Genomic DNA, 17,344 nt, shown 5'->3' on the forward strand with positions numbered 1-17,344 from the left:
CAGTGGCCACCTAGAATGCTCAGCGCTTATAAGTATTACGCCTAATGGGGAGCATATTCTATGTTGCAAAAGAAATCATTTCGTCTGTTATCTCTGCCTGCTTCAATAGCGGCAGCAATATTGGGTTCATCTCTGCTGCTGACCGGCTGTAGCGGTGATGACGGCGATGACGGTGTAAACGGCGTCGATGGACAAGATGGTGCTGATGGCACCGACGGCATAACCAACTATATCCCCTTGGGTTTGAAGCGACTTGCGACTGCCCCCCTGGGAGCTGAGTTCACCGGCATGTACCTGAACAGCGACAACACCCTGTTTCTCAATGTTCAGCATCCCAGCAGCAGCAACACAACCACTGACGCCGCAGGTAAGGTATTCGACAAGGGCACCGTGGGTGTCATCGTTGGCCAGGATTTCTCGGCCCTGTCTGAGAACTTCGGCACTCTCGACCTGCCGGTCACCACTGCCGAGAAAGAGGTAGTCATGACAGCAGTGGGCTCCTATCAGGTACTGACCCAGCAGGGCGACACCCTGGATGACGGTAACGCCATGGGCGACATTGTCGCCCTGGACGGCACCACCCTGATCAAAAGCTCCAACGATCCTGACTTTAACGGCGTCATCTCTGACGGTAACGGCGGATTCTATGTCTACAGCAACTGGGAAGACCGTCCAGGCAGCATGAGCCGTATCCAGGTGAATGGCCTCACCGATAGTGGCTACACCAGCATCGTCCAGGAAGGCATGATCGACTTCACCAGCGTCGGCGGCACCTGGGTGAACTGCTTCGGTACTGTCAGTCCCTGGGAAACCCCGCTCTCATCGGAAGAGCTCTACTTCGACGATACTGCTGATTGGTTCAACCCGGACTACGAATATTTCGACAATCCTCAGTCCCTGGCCACCTATTTCGGTTATCCCACCGACGGTAGCGGCGACTGGCCCAACCCCTATCGCTACGGCTACATCGTGGAGATCGGCAATGCTGCCGATGCGGCAGTGGCCAACGTCACGGTCAACAAATTGGAGACCATGGGCCGTTTCTCCCACGAGAACTCGGTTGTCATGCCCGATCAGCGGACTGTCTTCCTCAGTGACGACGGCACCGGTGTCGTATTCTTCAAGTTCGTTGCCGATGCGGCCGGTGATATGAGTTCAGGCACCCTGTATGCCGCGCAGATCACCCAGGCTTCCGGTGTTGACGATCCTGCAGAGGCTGCTCTGGGTATCGAGTGGATCGAACTCGCCAGTATGGGTGAAGCCGACATCGAGGCTGCTATCAACTCCTTCGACGGTAGCTTCGCCGATGGCAACTACATCACCGACGAGCAGGTCTGTGACTGGGCCGAGTCCAAGACCGGCACCGATCTGACCTGTGACGAAGACGTCACTGTCGACGCCAACCCATTCAGCGATGACCGGGTGGCCTTTCTGGAGAGCCGTAAAGCGGCAGTCGCCCTGGGCGCTACCGGCGAGTTCCGCAAGATGGAAGGGGTGAACATCAACTACGGCCTGGCCTCGGACTGGTGGAACGGTGGTGCTGCGGACGGTGACCAGGCCCACATGTACATGGCCATGTCCAGCTTCGACGCCACCATGAGCGACGACGAAGGAGCCATTCAACTGAACGGCGACAACGGCAAGTGCGGCGTTGTCTACCGCATGCAGCTGATGCGCAATGCCCAGGGCGAGGTTGATGTGGCAACCATGGTCCCGGCCATTGTTGGCGGACCCTACTACGCTGACCGTTCAGTCAACGAGTGTAACGTCAACAACATCTCCAACCCCGACAACCTGCTGATCATGGATGATGGTCGCGTACTCATCGGTGAGGATACCGGCAACCACGAAAACAATGTGGTCTGGGTATTCGATGATCCTGCGATCTAAAAACCGGCTGGCCCGTATTTCTCGCACCCGGACCTAGCGAGACGGCTCAAGGGTGCGGGATGAACGGGCTTGAGTAATCAAATCAGGGAAATGGGGGTGGCCTATGCCACCCCCATTGTGTTTCAGGAGATACAAAATGAAACATATTCACATGTTCTTGATGACGGTAGTGTTTGCGGCCCTCACGGCATGCGGCGGCTCAAGCAGCGACTCAGACACGCTAAATCAATCGCTGGTTTTTCCCACAAGCTATGCGAAATCACCTGCCGGAGACCTGCGACCCGAGGAGACCGGTGTGGTCTACAATTTGGAGGCGATAGTCCCCCCCCAGTGTTATACCAAGCACGAAGCAACCCACAATCCCTGTATGATCTGCCACCAGACCTATACCTTTGGCAGCCGTCCGAACTATATGAGCGACAAGGCGCTGCAGGCAGAGTACTCATTCTCGGAGATCGGGGTTACCAACCATTGGCAGAATCTGTTTGAAGACCGTTCGGACGCGGTCTCCCAAATCAGCGATCAGGCGGTCATCGACTATATCTATACCGACAACTACTCGACCCTGATCGAGCAGTTGCAGCGAGACTCCTGGGATGGACCTATCCCCGCCATCCAAGATCTGCATCTCGGTGCCGGCGCCTTTGACGACCAGGGCTTTGCCCTCGATGGCAGCCACTGGGTGGCCTTCAACTACAAACCCCTGCCCAGCACATTCTGGCCGACCAACGGTTCCACCGATGACGTCATGGTGCGGCTTCCCGCAGCGTTTCGCGAACAGAGTTGTAACGGCAGCGGCTACTCCCGGGATACCTACATCGCCAACCTGGCGATACTGGAGGCGGCAATACAGGAGCTGCAACAGGTAAGCCTGCCGCAAGTGGATGAAAACAGCTTCTGTACCGACCTGAACGGGGATGGGCAGCTTGGGCTCATCAACACGATTAACCGTCCCGATGCATATGTCGGTAACGCCTCCAATGTCAGCGTCACCCCGATGCTCTACCCCGAGGGTACCGAATTCCTGCATACGGTGCGTTATATCGGACTCGACGAGGATATGACGATTACCATCCCGGCACGCATGAAAGAGGTGCGGTATATGGTCAAACAGACCTTCTATACGCCCCCGGAACTGCTCTCCATGTATGGCAACGAGAAGCAGGAAAAACTCGATGGCAACCTACCGAACTTTGTCTCCCGGGGAGACGACGGTCTGGACAACGGCTTCGGCTGGCTGGTGCTGGGTTTTATCGAAGGTGCTGACGGCCATCTACGCAAGCAGAGCGAAGAGGAGACCACCTTCTGCATGGGCTGCCATACCTCCATCGGCAGCACTATCGACCAGACCTTTGCCTTCCCCCGCAAAGTGACCGGAGCCTCGGGTTGGGGCTATATCAACCTTCGGGGTATGGTGGACGCACCCAACATCGGCGAGACAGAGGGTGAGATTCTCAATTATTTGAAGCTTGTCGGCGGCGGCAATGAATTCCGGGAAAACGACGAGATCATCGAGAAGTGGTTCAATGAGGATGGCAGCGTCAATGAAGAGAAGGTCCTGGCCGCGGACGTCTATGAGTTGATCACCCCGAGCCCGGAACGCGCCTTGATCTTGAACAAGGCCTACATGGTGATCGTAGGGGATCAGGATTTCATCCACGGTCGCGACGCCAATGTCACATCAGCAGTGAACGTCTATAATGCGGTCGATCCGGAGATCGCACCGGTTTTACCCACCGAACGTCAGTATGACTGGGATATGCGCCTGGCCTGGTGAAGAAGTAAGGGGGACAGACCACGGTTTCCAACGCTATCGACGTTTAACAACAGTAACGCGCTAAAATCCCAAAACCGTGGTCTGTCCCCGATTTTACATCACCGCTTGTCTTTGAACTCGATCTCCAGGGATTTGAGCTTGCGATAGAGATGGGTGCGTTCCATGCCCACCTCCTTGGCCATGCGTGAGATGTTGCCCTCGTGCTGGCGCAGCTGATACTCCAGATAGACCTTCTCGAACTCCTCTCTGGCCTGTCGCAAGGGTTGATCGAAACTGACCAATGACTCCAGCCCCCCCAATGCACTCCCCACATCGGGGGCGCCCAGCGCCGCTTCCACCTCCTCCTGGGAGATCTCATTGCCGGCACCCAGGATCAACAATCGTTGCACCAGGTTCTTCAACTCCCGCACGTTGCCATGCCAGGGATGGTTACGCAGGGTATTCTGCGCCCCCACGTTAAAGTGCCGGTAAGGCAGCTTTTCGTGGTTCACATACCAGTCCACGTAGAAGTTGAGCAGCTCCGGGACATCTTCCGGATGCTCACGCAGGGGAGGAACATGCAGGGGTACCACATTGAGATGGTAGAAGAGGTCTTCACGAAATGTCTCCTCCTGCACCGCCTCTTCCAGATTGTGTTGGGTTGCGGCAATGATCCGCACATCGATACTCACCGGCTCCGTGCCGCCGACCCGAAGAAAACTCCCGGTATCCAGCGCACCCACCAGTTGTGACTGGGCCTCCAGGTCCATATCCGCCACTTCATCAAGGAACAGGGTCCCTCCCGCCGCCTGCTCCAGTCGACCGTAGTGAATTCGGCCGTCTCTTTCACTGCCAAACAGTTCCTGCGCAGCGTTTCCCTTCACGATCGAGCTGACATTCACCTCCACAAAGGGTCGGTCGCGGCGAACGCTCTGGGAGTGGAGATAGCGGGCCAGGGTTTCACGGCCACTACCTGGCTCACCGGTCACCAACACCCAGGTATCGTGCTGGGCTATCCGCTTCACCTGCTCTCGCAGACGCAGCATCACCGGGCTGCGGCCCGTGGGCTCGTGCACGGCATGCACATGGCGTTTTAGGCCAACATTCTCCTGCTTGAGCTGTTCCGCCTCCAGGGCGCGATTGACCGTCAATAATAACTTGGCCAGAGAGAGAGGCTTCTCCAGAAAATCATAGGCCCCCAGACGCGTGGCCTCGACAGCTGTCTCCACTGTGCCATGCCCCGACATCATGATCACCGGGCAGGGTAGGCCCTCGTTCTCACCCCACTCCTTCAACAGGGTGATACCGTCCACATCGGGCATCCAGATGTCCAGCAGGATCAGTTCCGGGCGACGATCACGCAATGCCTGGCGCGCAGACTTGCCATCCTCCGCCATCGCTACCTCATAGGATTCGTCCTGGAGAATCTCTTTTACCAGGTTGCGGATATCAGGCTCATCATCCACAACCAGGATATAGGCGCGACTCATACTTCACTCTCCTCTGTTGCGGTCTCTCGAGTCAAATCCAGCAGCATAGGTAGTTGCACCACCATACAGGCACCTTTATCACAGTTTTCTGCCCAGATGATACCGCCATGTTCCTCAACAATCTTCTTTACAATCGCCAGACCCAGTCCCGTACCCTTGGGTTTGGATGTGACATAGGGCTCAAAGAGCTGTTGTATCATCGCCTCGGCGAAGCCCGGACCATTGTCCTGCACACGCAATTCATAGAACGGATGATCATCCCGGCTACGGACGGAAGAGACCAGGGAGACCTTACCCCGCTTCTTCCCCTCCAACGCCTCGACAGCGTTTTTAACGAGATTGTGAACGACTTGACGGATACGCAAGGGATCGGCCTCGATCCTGGCGTGGTTGGCTGACAGGTCGATCTCAAATCCCACCCCGCGAGTACCCCGGTAGAGGTCGACAATCTCCCCGATCAGGGTATCCGGTTTGATCGGCTTCAACTCCATCTGCGGCGGACGGGCATACTCGGAGAAGTCGTTGACCATGCTCTTCATGGCCTCCACTTGCTGCACGATGGTATGGGTCGCGCGATCGAGCACCTCGGCATCACGTTTCGGCATGTCATTCAGATATTTGTGTCGCAAACGCTCCGCCGAAAGCTGAATAGGCGTCAGCGGATTTTTTATCTCATGGGCCAGACGCCGCGCCACCTCGCCCCAGGCGGCATCCCGCTGGGCGCGGATCAGTGCCGTCACGTCATCGAACAAGACGATATGACCTTTGCGCCCGTTGGGCTGGGCAAATGGGGTGGTCCTGCAGATCAACACCTTGCGTCCTTCACCACCAAACAGGGTCAACTCACCGCGCCACTCCTCGTCGATCTGGCGTAACGGCGCCTCCAAACCTTCGGCGAACTGCCTCAGAATGGGGGATTCAAGGGCCAAGGCCTGAACCGGCATATCGATTCTGCGGTTCAGGTTGATACCGAGAATCTTTTCCGCGGCCGGATTGGCGGTGCGCATCTTGCGCTGGGCATCGAAGGTCAGCACCCCGGACGAGAGTCGGGCCAACACGGTTTCCAGGTAGGCCCGCTGTCCCTCCACCTCCCGCTGGCTCTCCGCGGCTTGATCCCTGGCCTGGCGGATACGCCGGGTCATGGTGTTGAATGAGGATACCAGGAAGGCAAGCTCATCCGCCCGTCTCGGTACGGGCAGACGGCGATCGTAGTCCCCCTCGGCAACCGCCTTGGTGCCTGCAGCGATGTTCGCAATCGGCGCCACCAAGCGCCTGGCGGAAAAGAACGCGGCCCAGACAGCCGACAGCATCGCGAACATCAGTACCAGAAACAGGGTCAGGGAGAAGTTGCGCTTCAGTGATTGACGCAGAAACGAGAGTTCATTGTAGCGGTTATAGGCCACTTCCAGCTTTTCCGAGAGGACGCTGACCCTCTCCGACGCGGGGTAGAGCCCCTGAATGATGAAGGGTCGGCCGAGGGGATCCGCCACGGCAACACGAATCATCAGCTCATCCTTCTCCCTGGCCAATCCAACGTAGCTGTTACCCTCACGCAGACGCTGCATGATGTAATCGTCCGGTTTGGCCGGCACCAACTCATCCGCCACGGCATTTGAATAGGCGATGATCTGCCCCGACGGATCGCTCAGTGAGAGCTCCAACGCACCCGATTGTTGACGCAGCTTGGCTATAGTCAGAGAGAGCGCCGATTCAGAGGTATCCGCGATACTGAGCAGCTGCTGCTCCGTATACTTCAGCCACACCCGCTGATTGAGGGAGAGAGAGGCCTGGGCCAGATCCCGAGCATCCTGCATGGCCTGGTCGATCTGCACATCGAACCAGCTATCGATACCCCCCTGCAGAAAACTGAACGAATAATAATAGACCACGCCTACGGGAAGCAGTGAGATCAGGGTGAAGATCATCACCATGCGCAGGGTCAGCCGCGAACCGGCGCTGTGTCGCAGATATTGGCGTATCAGACGTATCGAGTTGTAGGTGATCATGACGATCAGGACGAACATACCCGCCAGGTTGAAGATCAGCAGCGGGACAAAATAGCGGCTCAACTCGGTTGAATTCTGCACCGCACTGCTCATCAGGTGCAGGCTCACCAGCAACAGTATCAGCAATAGGCCGACGGAGAGCCCTCCCAGGCGTAATCGACTCAAGGTTGAAGGGGCCATTGGGACCATCCTGTCGTCAGCTTCCAGCCCCGGCCCAGGTAGGCCAAGGGCTGCAGCGGTAAGGGAAGTGATTCGATATCGAGGTCGGCGCGTAGACGCAGTTGATAGGCCTCGCCAGGGGTCAGTTTTGTCATGCTGACCATAGGCAGATTGGTGATCTCACCCAATGCATGCAGGGCCGCTTCCTGGGTGACGAAATTCTCTTCATCCCCGGTCTGTCTATCCACGATTCGATAGAGTTCCGTCAAGGCATGGTAGCGAATCTGAAAACTCAAGGTGGTGGCAAATGGGCTCGGTTCCCAGAATCCACGCCATACCTTCTCCACAAAAAGCTGTACTTTCAAGGTCAGCGGCACCCCGTTGCTCAGCGCTTCATGGGCCTGTTCACTCAATTGATAATCTATGCGGGCATTCAACTGGTACACGTTGTCGACTTGATTGATCTGAACATCCTTGATGTTAAAGGCCGCTGCCTGCGCCAGTGGCAGCAACAGCAGAATCGACAACAGCCATGATGATCCCCTCCTCATGAGGCCAGTTTTACTAAACGAGCATAGTAAAAACCGTCCAAACCATCCTCACCAGGGGCGATCTGGCGTCCTGACGATCTGGCCTCTCCCCAAGTCTCATCCATCATATCCTCCCTGGCATCGGCCTGGCGGGAGAGAAATTGCTGTAACTGCAGTTCATTCTCCTGCGGCAGGATTGAGCAGGTTGCATAGAGCATCACACCACCCGGTTTCAATAACTGCCAGACAGCGTCCAGAATTTTGGCCTGAAGTTTCACAAGATTGACGATATCTGTCTCCCTGCGCAGGTACTTGATATCAGGATGGCGCCGGATCACACCTGTCGCTGAACAGGGCAGATCCAGCAATATCCGATCATAACACTGCCTCGCCCAGGATCCACTGGGGTTGGCCGCATCTCCCAGCTGCAGGGTCGCCTGAAGTCCCAGGCGTGACAGATTCTCCCCCACCCGTTGCAGACGGTCGGCGTCGTTGTCCAGGGCGGTCAACTCGATCTTTGGCTCCAGCTCCAACATATGGCAGCTCTTGCCCCCCGGCGCCGCACAGGCATCCAGTACCTGCTGCCCAGGCTGCAATCTCATAAGACCTGCCGCCAACTGGGCTGCCCCATCCTGTACCGAGACACGCCCCTCGGCAAAACCGGGCAGTCTCTCCACGTCCATGGCCTGGGCCAGGTTGATGCCGCTTTCGATGATTGGCATGGGACTGGCCTCGATAGCACTCTCCTGCAGCAGTTGCAGGTAATCCTGGCGCGAATTGATTTGCCGGTTAATCCTGAGACTCATGGGTGGATGGGCATTGAGCGCCTCTACCCGTTGACGCCAACTCTCGGGCCATTGGGTCTGCAGCGCTTGCAGTAACCAACCGGGCATGGCATGCAGCGCCTCCGCTTCATCCGCCAGATCAGCGAGCAGCTTCTCCTTCCGGCGCAGGAAGTTGCGTAGCACACCATTGATCAGACCCACGGCCCAACGCTTGCCGAGTTTATTCGCCGCACCGGCCGTTTCATGCACCGCGGCATGATCGCCAACTCTGAGTTCGAGCAGCTGATAGAACCCAACCAGAATCAGGGCCTCCACATCCCGGTCCTTCGACTTCAACGGTTTTGCCAATAATTGGCGTTGCAGATATTGCAGCTTGAGATAAAACCGCATCACACCGAAGCAGATCGCCTGGACCAATCCCCGGTCGCGACTATCGTCAAGTTGATCGAGATAGTGGGGCAGCAACTCGGAAAGCGAACGACCCGCCAATACCTGCTGGATGACGAGCGCGGAAACAAGGCGCGGATCACCGGAGTTTACTCTCCTTGCGCCAGCCGGCATCAGCCTAGGACCTGTTAACACTAATCCAATGCACTCTGCTGGGACTGTTTTTGCACCCAGCAAGGCAGAATGAGCGTAGTGTAGCCCGGCTACATGAGCGAATGATAACGCCGCTGGGTGCAAAAACAGCCCCAGCCCTTCGGGGTGCGCCTGAAAAAGCGCCACTCAGCGTTGCTCGTCGTTCATTTGGAGTGACCAAACTTCTCTCCTCGCGCCTTGATTGGCGCTTTTTCAGGCACAACAGTGTGCATTGGATTAGTGTTAACAGGCCCTAGCACCACGCCTTGCATGGAATGGGCATTCAGGAAATCGGCTGCGGACATGGCGCGTTTACCCGGCATCTGCAACTGAGTGATGCGTAACACGCCATCAGCCGTAGCAACGTCGATGCCCGATTTACCGCTGCGCAATACCTCTCCCGGCTCGGCGGCACACCCCTGCTTAAGCGGTTCTGCCTGCCAGATGCGCATTACCTTTTCCCCAAAGCGGCATTGGGCCACCGGCCATGGATTGAAGGCCCGTACCTTGCGGTCGATCTCTGCTGCACTCTGCGACCAGTCTATCAGGCCCTCCTGTTTATCCAGTTTACTGGCATAGTTGGCCAGTTGGTCATCCTGGGTTTCGGCCTGTAGCCGACCTGCAGCCAAATCGGGCAGACAGGCCAACAGCGCCTGTGCACCCATCTCCGCCAGGCGATCGTGTAGCGAGCCACCGGTATCCTGGTCATGAATAGGGGTCTTCAATGTATATAGCATCGGCCCCGTATCCAGACCCGCCTCCATCTGCATGATGGTGACGCCCGTCTCCTTGTCCCCCGCCAACAGCGCCCGCTGAATCGGTGCGGCCCCCCGCCAGCGCGGTAACAGGGATGCATGGATATTGATGCAACCCAGTCTGGGTATATCCAAAACAGCCTGAGGTAACAGCAGTCCGTAGGCCACCACCACCATCAAATCCGCTTTCAGATCGGCCAGTGCCTGCAGTGCACCCTCATCCTTGAGTGTCTGAGGCTGCCTCACCTCGATACCTCTCTCCAGGGCTAACGCCTTCACCGGACTGATGTGGACTTTTCTGCCGCGGCCGGCAGGTCGATCGGGCTGCGTATAGACAGCCACCACCCGGTGTTGGGTAGTCAGGAGGGACTCGAGCGCAGTAGCGGCGAACTCCGGGGTCCCGGCAAAGACGATATTCAGTGGCTCAGACATGGGTTGTTGACCTGCTTTGATCAATATCGAAGGGTAGATTTGATAGCTTTGGGAACGGTGTCTCAGACAAACCCGCATTCACGGATGAAGATTGGATCAAGATGGGACTCCAGAGAAGGCTCAGATGGCCTGGTGGGCATTATCGCCAGGGGCAACTTGCTGTCGATTCTCCTTTTCCAGCTTCTTGCGGATCCGTTGTCGCTTGAGGCTGGATAGATAGTCCACAAACAATTTACCTTCCAGGTGATCCAGTTCGTGTTGAATACAGACCGCCAACAACTCTTCGGCCTCCATCTCAAAGGGAGCACCGTCGCGATCGAGGGCTCTCACCCGGATCTTGTTGGCCCTTATCACCATTTCGTAGATGCCGGGGACCGAGAGACAACCCTCTTCCATCTGCTCCTCGCCATCCTTCTCGATTATCTCCGGATTGACCAGACAAAGGGGCTCATTTTTCTCTTCGGAGAGGTCGATAACGACCACACGCTTGGCCACATTGACCTGGGTTGCAGCGAGTCCGATCCCCGGGGCCTGATACATTGTCTCAAGCATATCGTCAATCAGCCGACGTATAGAGTCGTCAACCTGAGCCACAGGTTTGGCCTTGTTGCGCAGTCGTGGATCGGGAAAGTGGAGTATGTCAAGAATCGCCATCTGTTTTTCCAAAATCTATAGTACAAATGCAAGAAATTGCGCTAACATTATGATCATACTGGAAACTGGTGTAGTGTCACAGACTGTTTTTTCACCAAAATCGTCATCGAGTATAGAACACAGCTCATGGGAGATATCCGCAGTTGATCGCTAGCCAAGCCGAAGAATTTCCGCTTCGTACCCAAGGGAATAGTTATGTCATATCTTAACAACAAACTCATCGGAGTCATCAGCGGCCTGCTGCTCTCCTTTTCCTTAATTGCGGCTGAGCATGTCGCTCTCAATCCCTCTCACCCGGAACGTTACACCGTGGTCAAAGGCGATACACTCTGGGACATCTCATCGATGTTTCTGCGGGACCCCTGGCTGTGGCCGGAGGTCTGGTATGTGAATCCGCAGATCGAAAACCCACATCTGATCTATCCCGGCGATGAGATCCTGCTCACCTATCGGGACGGTCGTCCGGTACTTCAGCTGAATCGCAAAAACGCGCTTGGGCCCAGAATTCGGGCAACTCCCCTGGATCAGGCCATTCCAACCATCCCCATTGACGCCATAGCCCCATTCCTCACCAGACCTTACGTGGTCGACGAGAATGAGCTGGAGAAGGCACCCTATATCGTCCATTTTCTGGATGACCACATTGTAGGGGGTGCGGGGATCAGCTACTACGCACGCAGTATCATGGAGACAAGTCCCATCCAATACGCCGTGGTTAGACCGGAAAAGCCCTACAAAGATCCTGATACCGGTGAGATTCTGGGTTATGAAGCCCTGTATGTGGGCACTTCGGAGCTGAAACGAACCGGCGACCCCGCCAAACTGCTGCTTACCTCCACCGACATGGAAGCGATCATCGGGGATCGCCTGATCAAGGAACAGCAGGATGAACCACTGATCGATTTTCAACCCAGGGTGCCTGATTCGGCCATTGAAGGACGTATCATATCAGTGCTCAACGGTGTCACCCAGATCGGACAGTACAACGTGGTGGTGCTGAACAAAGGTGCCAACGCGGGACTGGAAGCCGGCCATGTAATGAAGATCCTGCAGGGTGGTGACGAGGTGCGCGATATCGTCAAAGGCCGCGGTGAAACCGTCACCCTGCCCCTGGAAGAGGCCGGCCATCTGATGGTCTTTCGCACCTTCGAGAAGGTCAGCTTCGCCCTGGTGATGGATGCCACCAAACCCCTGCATGTTCTGGACTGGGTGCGCACACCAGGCTCCTAAACCAATCTGAAGAGGCCGTGTAGCATGGATGGTACACCTGGCACATCAGCTTCCGAGATGGAGGCCTGGCTGCTTGTCAGCCTGGCCTCCGGTATCGGCAGCCGCTACTTTCAGCGTCTCTTGAATCACTATGGTGATCCGCAAGCCATCCTGGGCGCCAAGGGTGACGAGCTTAAACAACTTGGCTTACCACAACCGGCTATAGACGCCCTCTTGAGCCAAGACCGGAGCAGGATAGAGCCCTCCCTCGAGTGGTTGACACATCCTGACCATCAACTCCTCACCCTGAAGGACGAGGGCTATCCCTCCCTGTTACGGCAGATAGACGCCCCACCCCCCTTGCTCTTTCTGGTGGGTGACGAACAGCTGCTGCAACAACCTCAGCTGGCCATAGTCGGCAGCCGCAACCCGACCACCACGGGCCTCGATAATGCCCGCGAGTTTGCCAGCTACCTGGCCGCGGCCGGCTTCTGCATCACCAGTGGCCTGGCCCAGGGCATTGATGGGGCAGCCCACCAGGGCGCGCTCAAGAGCGGTTCAACCATTGCCGTCATGGGTACAGGGCCTGATCGTATCTATCCGGGCAGTCATAAAGACCTCGCCCACCAGATTGCCGATCAGTCACTCTTGATCACCGAGTTTCCGCCAGGCACCCAGGCAAGGGCGGAAAACTTCCCGCGTCGAAACCGGATCATCAGCGGCCTCTCCCTCGGCACCCTGGTGGTGGAGGCCACCCTGCAGAGCGGTTCACTGATCACCGCAAGACTCTCCTCGGAGCAGGGCCGAGAGGTGTTTGCCATTCCGGGATCGATTCACAATCCCCAGGCCCGCGGCTGTCATGCCCTGATCAGGCAGGGGGCCAAACTGGTGGAGTCGGCCCAGGATATCATCGAGGAATTGGGTTCCCTGTTCGCAACACTTGAAAATCCAGTGGAAACACAGATACCTGGACAGACTTTAGAGATCGTAGAACGCGATGCCGACTATCAGCTGTTGGATCAGGCCCTGGGTTATGATCCGGTATCGGTTGACGAATTAATCACCCGAACGGGTTTGACCGCGGAGGCAGTTTCGTCCATGCTGCTGTTGCTCGAGCTAGAAGGTCATGTATCATCGGCTCCCGGCGGCTACTACTGCCGCACAGACAGACTGACATCCCGCCACAGCGGGAGAGAGAGCATATGAACGAGAACGTGGTCGATATTCTGATCTACCTCTATGAAAACTATATGGACGGCGAGCAGGCCCCACCATCCGATCAACACGAGCTTCGTGACGAGTTGATTCAAGCAGGCTTCCCCGCGGTAGAGATTACCAAGGCCTTTGATTGGCTGGATGAACTTGCCAACCACGATCAGTCTCAACATGGCGATACGAACCAATCCCACTCTCTGAGGGTCTTTACCGAAGAGGAGACCACCCGGCTGGATGTGGATTCCCGCGGTCTGCTGCTGTTTCTGGAGCAGAATGACATACTCACGCTAAACGCCCGCGAGCTTGTCATCGATCGGGCCCTGGCGCTCGATACCGCGATCATCACGGAAGAGGAGTTGAAATGGATAATACTACTGGTATTGATGAATCAGCCCGGTCAGGAAGCTGCCTTCGCGCGGATGGAGGATATGGTCTATAACGAAGTCCCGGTATTCCTGCATTAGTAGCAGCAAACATTAAAAAAACTTGATTTCTTTCGCGCGGGGCGGTTCACTGTGCCGCGTTTTTCCCTTGAAACGACCCTAATATCGATGAATCTGGTTATTGTTGAATCGCCAGCAAAGGCAAAAACCATCAAGAAGTACCTCGGTGGCAACTTCGAGGTAATGGCCTCCTATGGGCATGTAAGAGACCTTATACCCAAAGAGGGGGCAGTCGATCCTGACAAGGGTTTTGCCATGAAATACCAGGTGATCGAACGCAACGATCGCCATGTTCAGGCAATAACCAAGGCCCTGAAAAAATCTGAAGCCCTCTATCTGGCAACCGATCCCGACCGCGAGGGCGAGGCGATATCCTGGCATCTCTCCGAGCTGCTCCAGCAACGTGGCAAGCTCAAGGACAAGCCGGTCTACCGGGTCGTGTTCAACGAGATCACAAAGAAGGCGGTGAATGACGCCATTGCCAATCCCCGCGAACTTTCCCATGAACTCGTGGATGCCCAGCAGGCGCGCAGGGCGCTTGATTATCTAGTCGGTTTCAACCTCTCGCCCCTGCTGTGGAAAAAGGTACGCAGAGGCCTCTCGGCAGGTCGCGTGCAGAGCCCGGCGCTGCGCATGATCGTGGAGAGGGAGCTGGAGATCGAGGCCTTCAAGGCGGAAGAGTTCTGGAGCATCGAGGCGGACTCGGAAAAGGAGAAACAGGGTTTCTCTGCACGCCTTACCCACTACCAGGGTGAAAAACTGGCGAAGTTCAGCATCACCGACGAGACAAGCGCCAAGGCTGCCGAGAATCAGCTGCTGGAGGCTGGCCGTAGCGGTCTGCAGGTGGTCAAGGTTGAGAAGAAACAGCGCAAACGTAATCCCGCGCCGCCCTTCACCACCTCCACCCTGCAGCAGGAAGCGGCACGCAAGCTGGGCTTCACCACCCAACGCACCATGCGCACCGCGCAGCAACTTTATGAAGGGGTGGACGTGGGTCAGGGCACCGTGGGCCTGATCACCTACATGCGTACCGACTCCGTTCACCTGGCGGATGAGGCATTGGATGAGATCCGTGACCTCATCAGCAAACGCTATGGCGCCGATCAGCTGCCTGCATCGGTACGTCACTTCAAGACAAAAGCCAAGAATGCCCAGGAGGCCCATGAGGCGGTCAGACCCACCTCTGTGCTGCGCATCCCCGAAGAGATCAAGGGTCACCTGAGCAAGGATCAGGCAAAGCTGTACGAGCTGATCTGGAAAAGATCGGTGGCCTGCCAGATGATCCACGCCACGATTCATACCGTCGCCGCCGATCTAGCGTGTGGCGAGGGCAACCTGTTTCGGGCCAACGGCTCGGTTATCGCCAAGCCGGGTTTCATCACGGTCTACCAGGAAGGACTCGACGATGGGGCCAAGAGCGACAGCGATGAGAAACTATTACCACCGCTGATCGAAGGCGAGACCCTACCGCTGAAGGCGATCCGCCCCGAGCAACACTTTACCGAGCCACCCCCCCGCTACAGTGAGGCGAGCCTGGTGAAGGCATTGGAGGAGTACGGCATCGGCCGCCCCTCCACCTACGCCTCCATCATCTCCACCCTGCAGGACCGGGAATACGTGGTGCTGGAGAAGAAGCGCTTCCAGCCTACCGATGTGGGCAGGGTGGTGAATAAGTTTCTCACCGAATATTTCACCCGTTACGTGGACTACGACTTCACCGCCAATCTGGAGGATGAGTTGGACGCCGTCTCCCGCGGGGAGGAGGACTGGATCCCGCTGTTGAGTAAATTCTGGGGCCCGTTCAAGGAACGGATCGATCATACCCAGGAGAATGTGAAACGCAGCGACGTCACCCATGAGGCACTGGACGAGGCCTGTCCCCATTGCGGCAAGCAGCTCTCCATCCGCCTCGGCCGTCACGGCCGCTTTATCGGTTGTACCAACTATCCCGAGTGCGACTACACCCGGGATCTGAATGCGGACACCGCGGAGAAGGAGGAACCGGAGGTCGTGGAGGGGCGTAACTGTCCCGACTGTGGCTCCGAACTGGTGATCAAGCGGGGCCGCTACGGCAAGTTCATCGGCTGCTCCAGCTATCCGACCTGTAAATTCATCGAACCCCTGGAAAAGCCGGAGGATACCGGCGTCAGCTGCCCCAAGTGTAACAAGGGCAAATTGCTGAAACGAAAATCCCGGCGCGGCAAGATCTTCTACTCCTGCTCAACCTACCCAGATTGCGACTACGCGGTGTGGAACGAGCCGGTGGCCGAACCCTGCCCCAACTGCGGCTGGCCGGTACTGACCATCAAGACCACCAAGCGCAAAGGCACCGAGAAGGTCTGCCCGCAGAAGGATTGCTCCTTCAGCGAGCCTGTGGTCGACGGCTGACATCAGCACGCAAATAAACACGAATAAACGTAAATATTACGTAGGGTGCGGCTGGCCGCACCATTAAACCATCCGGAAACACCTTGCCACTCTGATGTTTGTGTATCGGTGCGGCAAGCCGCACCCTACGCAAGAAAGAACATTTCAAATTACCAAGCTCCAACGTGGAAACTCATACCTCTCTTTGCTGTTCTACATGCCGTTGCAAGCCACCACTATCAGAACGGAGGTGGCTGGCGTAGCTCTTTCGTAGCAGCGGCAGGGATGCCGCGATAGCCCCGTCAGCACACGGACGTGCTGTTGGGGCGGCGTAGAAAGAGCTACGCCAGCCACCGTGACTCCTTCTAATTCATACCAAGAACACGGAATGAGAAATGCAACAATTGCGTTCATTCGCGTTGATTTGCGGAATCAATCTTCTCCGCCACTCTCTGGTGAATCTCAGCAACTATCCCCACCGCCTCCTCCATGTGATCGAAGGTGTGGCTCCCCCCCTCGAAACAGTGAATGTCACCGATCCCCCGATAGATCCCCTCGGCGATGCGGTAGTCGATCAGCTCATCCCCCTTGTCGAGCAGCAGGGTCGTGGGCACCCCATCGGCACTCGGTTCCACGGCAAATCCACGGGTAGCGGCCACCATCTCCGAGGATAGATAGTAGCGCTCGTCCTGGGCCTGGTTGTACTGCCAACCCACCACCTGCAGCAGCAGCTCCCAGGGTCGCAGGGCGGGGTTGATCATTACCAGGTGGTGAATCCCCAAGCGTTGCGCCAGACAGGCGCCGTAGAAGCCCCCCATGGAGCTTCCCACCATGACGCGGGGCTCATCGGCATTGCGCTCCTCTTGCAGCAGGGGCTGCAGACTATGGGTGAGTGTCGCCACCGCCTTCGCCGCGGTATGGGCGGGATAGGTGGGGGCGATGATCTTAAGTTCGGGTAGCGACTCCCTCAATACCGCCGCCTTACCGGAACTGCCGGCGCTGTTGAGCCCATGGAGATAGATAATCACAATATATCGATAACAGCTGGTTGCAACAGTAATGCCGGACATTTAA

13 protein-coding genes are annotated in these 17,344 nt (G+C 56.8%); 6 read left to right on the forward strand and 7 right to left on the reverse strand.

Annotation, left to right across the window (positions count from 1 at the left end; translation table 11 throughout):
• Window positions 1-60: 60 nt before the first annotated feature.
• Both R2K28_RS19185 and R2K28_RS19190 read left to right on the forward strand, forming a co-directional pair.
• Complete coding sequence (locus R2K28_RS19185) at window positions 61-1,890, forward strand: alkaline phosphatase PhoX (protein ID WP_316366992.1); 1,830 nt, start codon at window positions 61-63, stop codon at window positions 1,888-1,890.
• Between the two features lie 136 nt (window positions 1,891-2,026).
• Window positions 2,027-3,667: a hypothetical protein gene (locus tag R2K28_RS19190; protein ID WP_316366994.1), complete on the forward strand. Its 1,641-nt coding sequence runs from the start codon at window positions 2,027-2,029 to the stop codon at window positions 3,665-3,667.
• A 98-nt stretch (window positions 3,668-3,765) separates the two neighbouring features.
• Here R2K28_RS19190 and R2K28_RS19195 read toward each other — a convergent pair whose 3' ends face one another.
• The 6 genes from R2K28_RS19195 to def form a co-directional block, all read right to left on the reverse strand.
• Window positions 3,766-5,136, reverse strand: a complete 1,371-nt coding sequence (locus R2K28_RS19195; protein WP_316366997.1) for a sigma-54-dependent transcriptional regulator — start codon at window positions 5,134-5,136, stop codon at window positions 3,766-3,768.
• Window positions 5,133-7,322, reverse strand: coding sequence for an ATP-binding protein (locus R2K28_RS19200; RefSeq protein ID WP_316366999.1), 2,190 nt, complete (start codon window positions 7,320-7,322; stop codon window positions 5,133-5,135). Before R2K28_RS19200 ends, R2K28_RS19195 begins: the two co-directional genes overlap by 4 nt.
• Window positions 7,304-7,852, reverse strand: coding sequence for a DUF4390 domain-containing protein (locus R2K28_RS19205; RefSeq protein WP_316367001.1), 549 nt, complete (start codon window positions 7,850-7,852; stop codon window positions 7,304-7,306). Before R2K28_RS19205 ends, R2K28_RS19200 begins: the two co-directional genes overlap by 19 nt.
• Window positions 7,849-9,177, reverse strand: a complete 1,329-nt coding sequence (gene rsmB, locus R2K28_RS19210; protein ID WP_316367003.1) for a 16S rRNA (cytosine(967)-C(5))-methyltransferase RsmB — start codon at window positions 9,175-9,177, stop codon at window positions 7,849-7,851. Before rsmB ends, R2K28_RS19205 begins: the two co-directional genes overlap by 4 nt.
• 182 nt (window positions 9,178-9,359) lie before the next feature.
• Entirely contained in the window at window positions 9,360-10,382 is a 1,023-nt protein-coding gene (fmt, locus tag R2K28_RS19215) for a methionyl-tRNA formyltransferase (RefSeq protein WP_316367004.1), read from the reverse strand.
• Between the two features lie 120 nt (window positions 10,383-10,502).
• On the reverse strand, window positions 10,503-11,036 hold the full coding sequence (gene def / locus R2K28_RS19220; RefSeq protein WP_316367007.1) for a peptide deformylase: 534 nt from the start codon (window positions 11,034-11,036) through the stop codon (window positions 10,503-10,505).
• Between the two features lie 195 nt (window positions 11,037-11,231).
• Between def and R2K28_RS19225 the strand changes: the two genes are divergently transcribed.
• From R2K28_RS19225 to topA, 4 genes are all read left to right on the forward strand, one after another.
• Window positions 11,232-12,266 (forward strand): LysM peptidoglycan-binding domain-containing protein, encoded by a 1,035-nt coding sequence (locus R2K28_RS19225; RefSeq protein WP_116446134.1) that lies wholly within the window; start codon window positions 11,232-11,234, stop codon window positions 12,264-12,266.
• Window positions 12,267-12,290: 24 nt separating this feature from the next.
• Window positions 12,291-13,451 carry a DNA-processing protein DprA gene (gene dprA / locus R2K28_RS19230; protein WP_316367009.1) on the forward strand — a complete coding sequence of 387 codons (1,161 nt, stop codon included), beginning with the start codon at window positions 12,291-12,293 and terminating at the stop codon, window positions 13,449-13,451.
• Window positions 13,448-13,924, forward strand: coding sequence for a DUF494 domain-containing protein (locus tag R2K28_RS19235; protein ID WP_116446136.1), 477 nt, complete (start codon window positions 13,448-13,450; stop codon window positions 13,922-13,924). Before dprA ends, R2K28_RS19235 begins: the two co-directional genes overlap by 4 nt.
• An 87-nt stretch (window positions 13,925-14,011) precedes the next feature.
• Entirely contained in the window at window positions 14,012-16,291 is a 2,280-nt protein-coding gene (topA, locus tag R2K28_RS19240; RefSeq protein ID WP_316367012.1) for a type I DNA topoisomerase, read from the forward strand.
• Between the two features lie 389 nt (window positions 16,292-16,680).
• Here the strand turns inward: topA and R2K28_RS19245 are convergent, their stop codons facing one another.
• On the reverse strand, window positions 16,681-17,340 hold the full coding sequence (locus R2K28_RS19245; RefSeq protein ID WP_316367014.1) for a YqiA/YcfP family alpha/beta fold hydrolase: 660 nt from the start codon (window positions 17,338-17,340) through the stop codon (window positions 16,681-16,683).
• Window positions 17,341-17,344 lie beyond the last annotated feature (4 nt).

Source organism: Candidatus Thiodiazotropha sp. CDECU1, assembly GCF_963455295.1.
In the GTDB taxonomy this organism is placed as follows: Bacteria; Pseudomonadota; Gammaproteobacteria; order Chromatiales; family Chromatiaceae; genus Thiodiazotropha.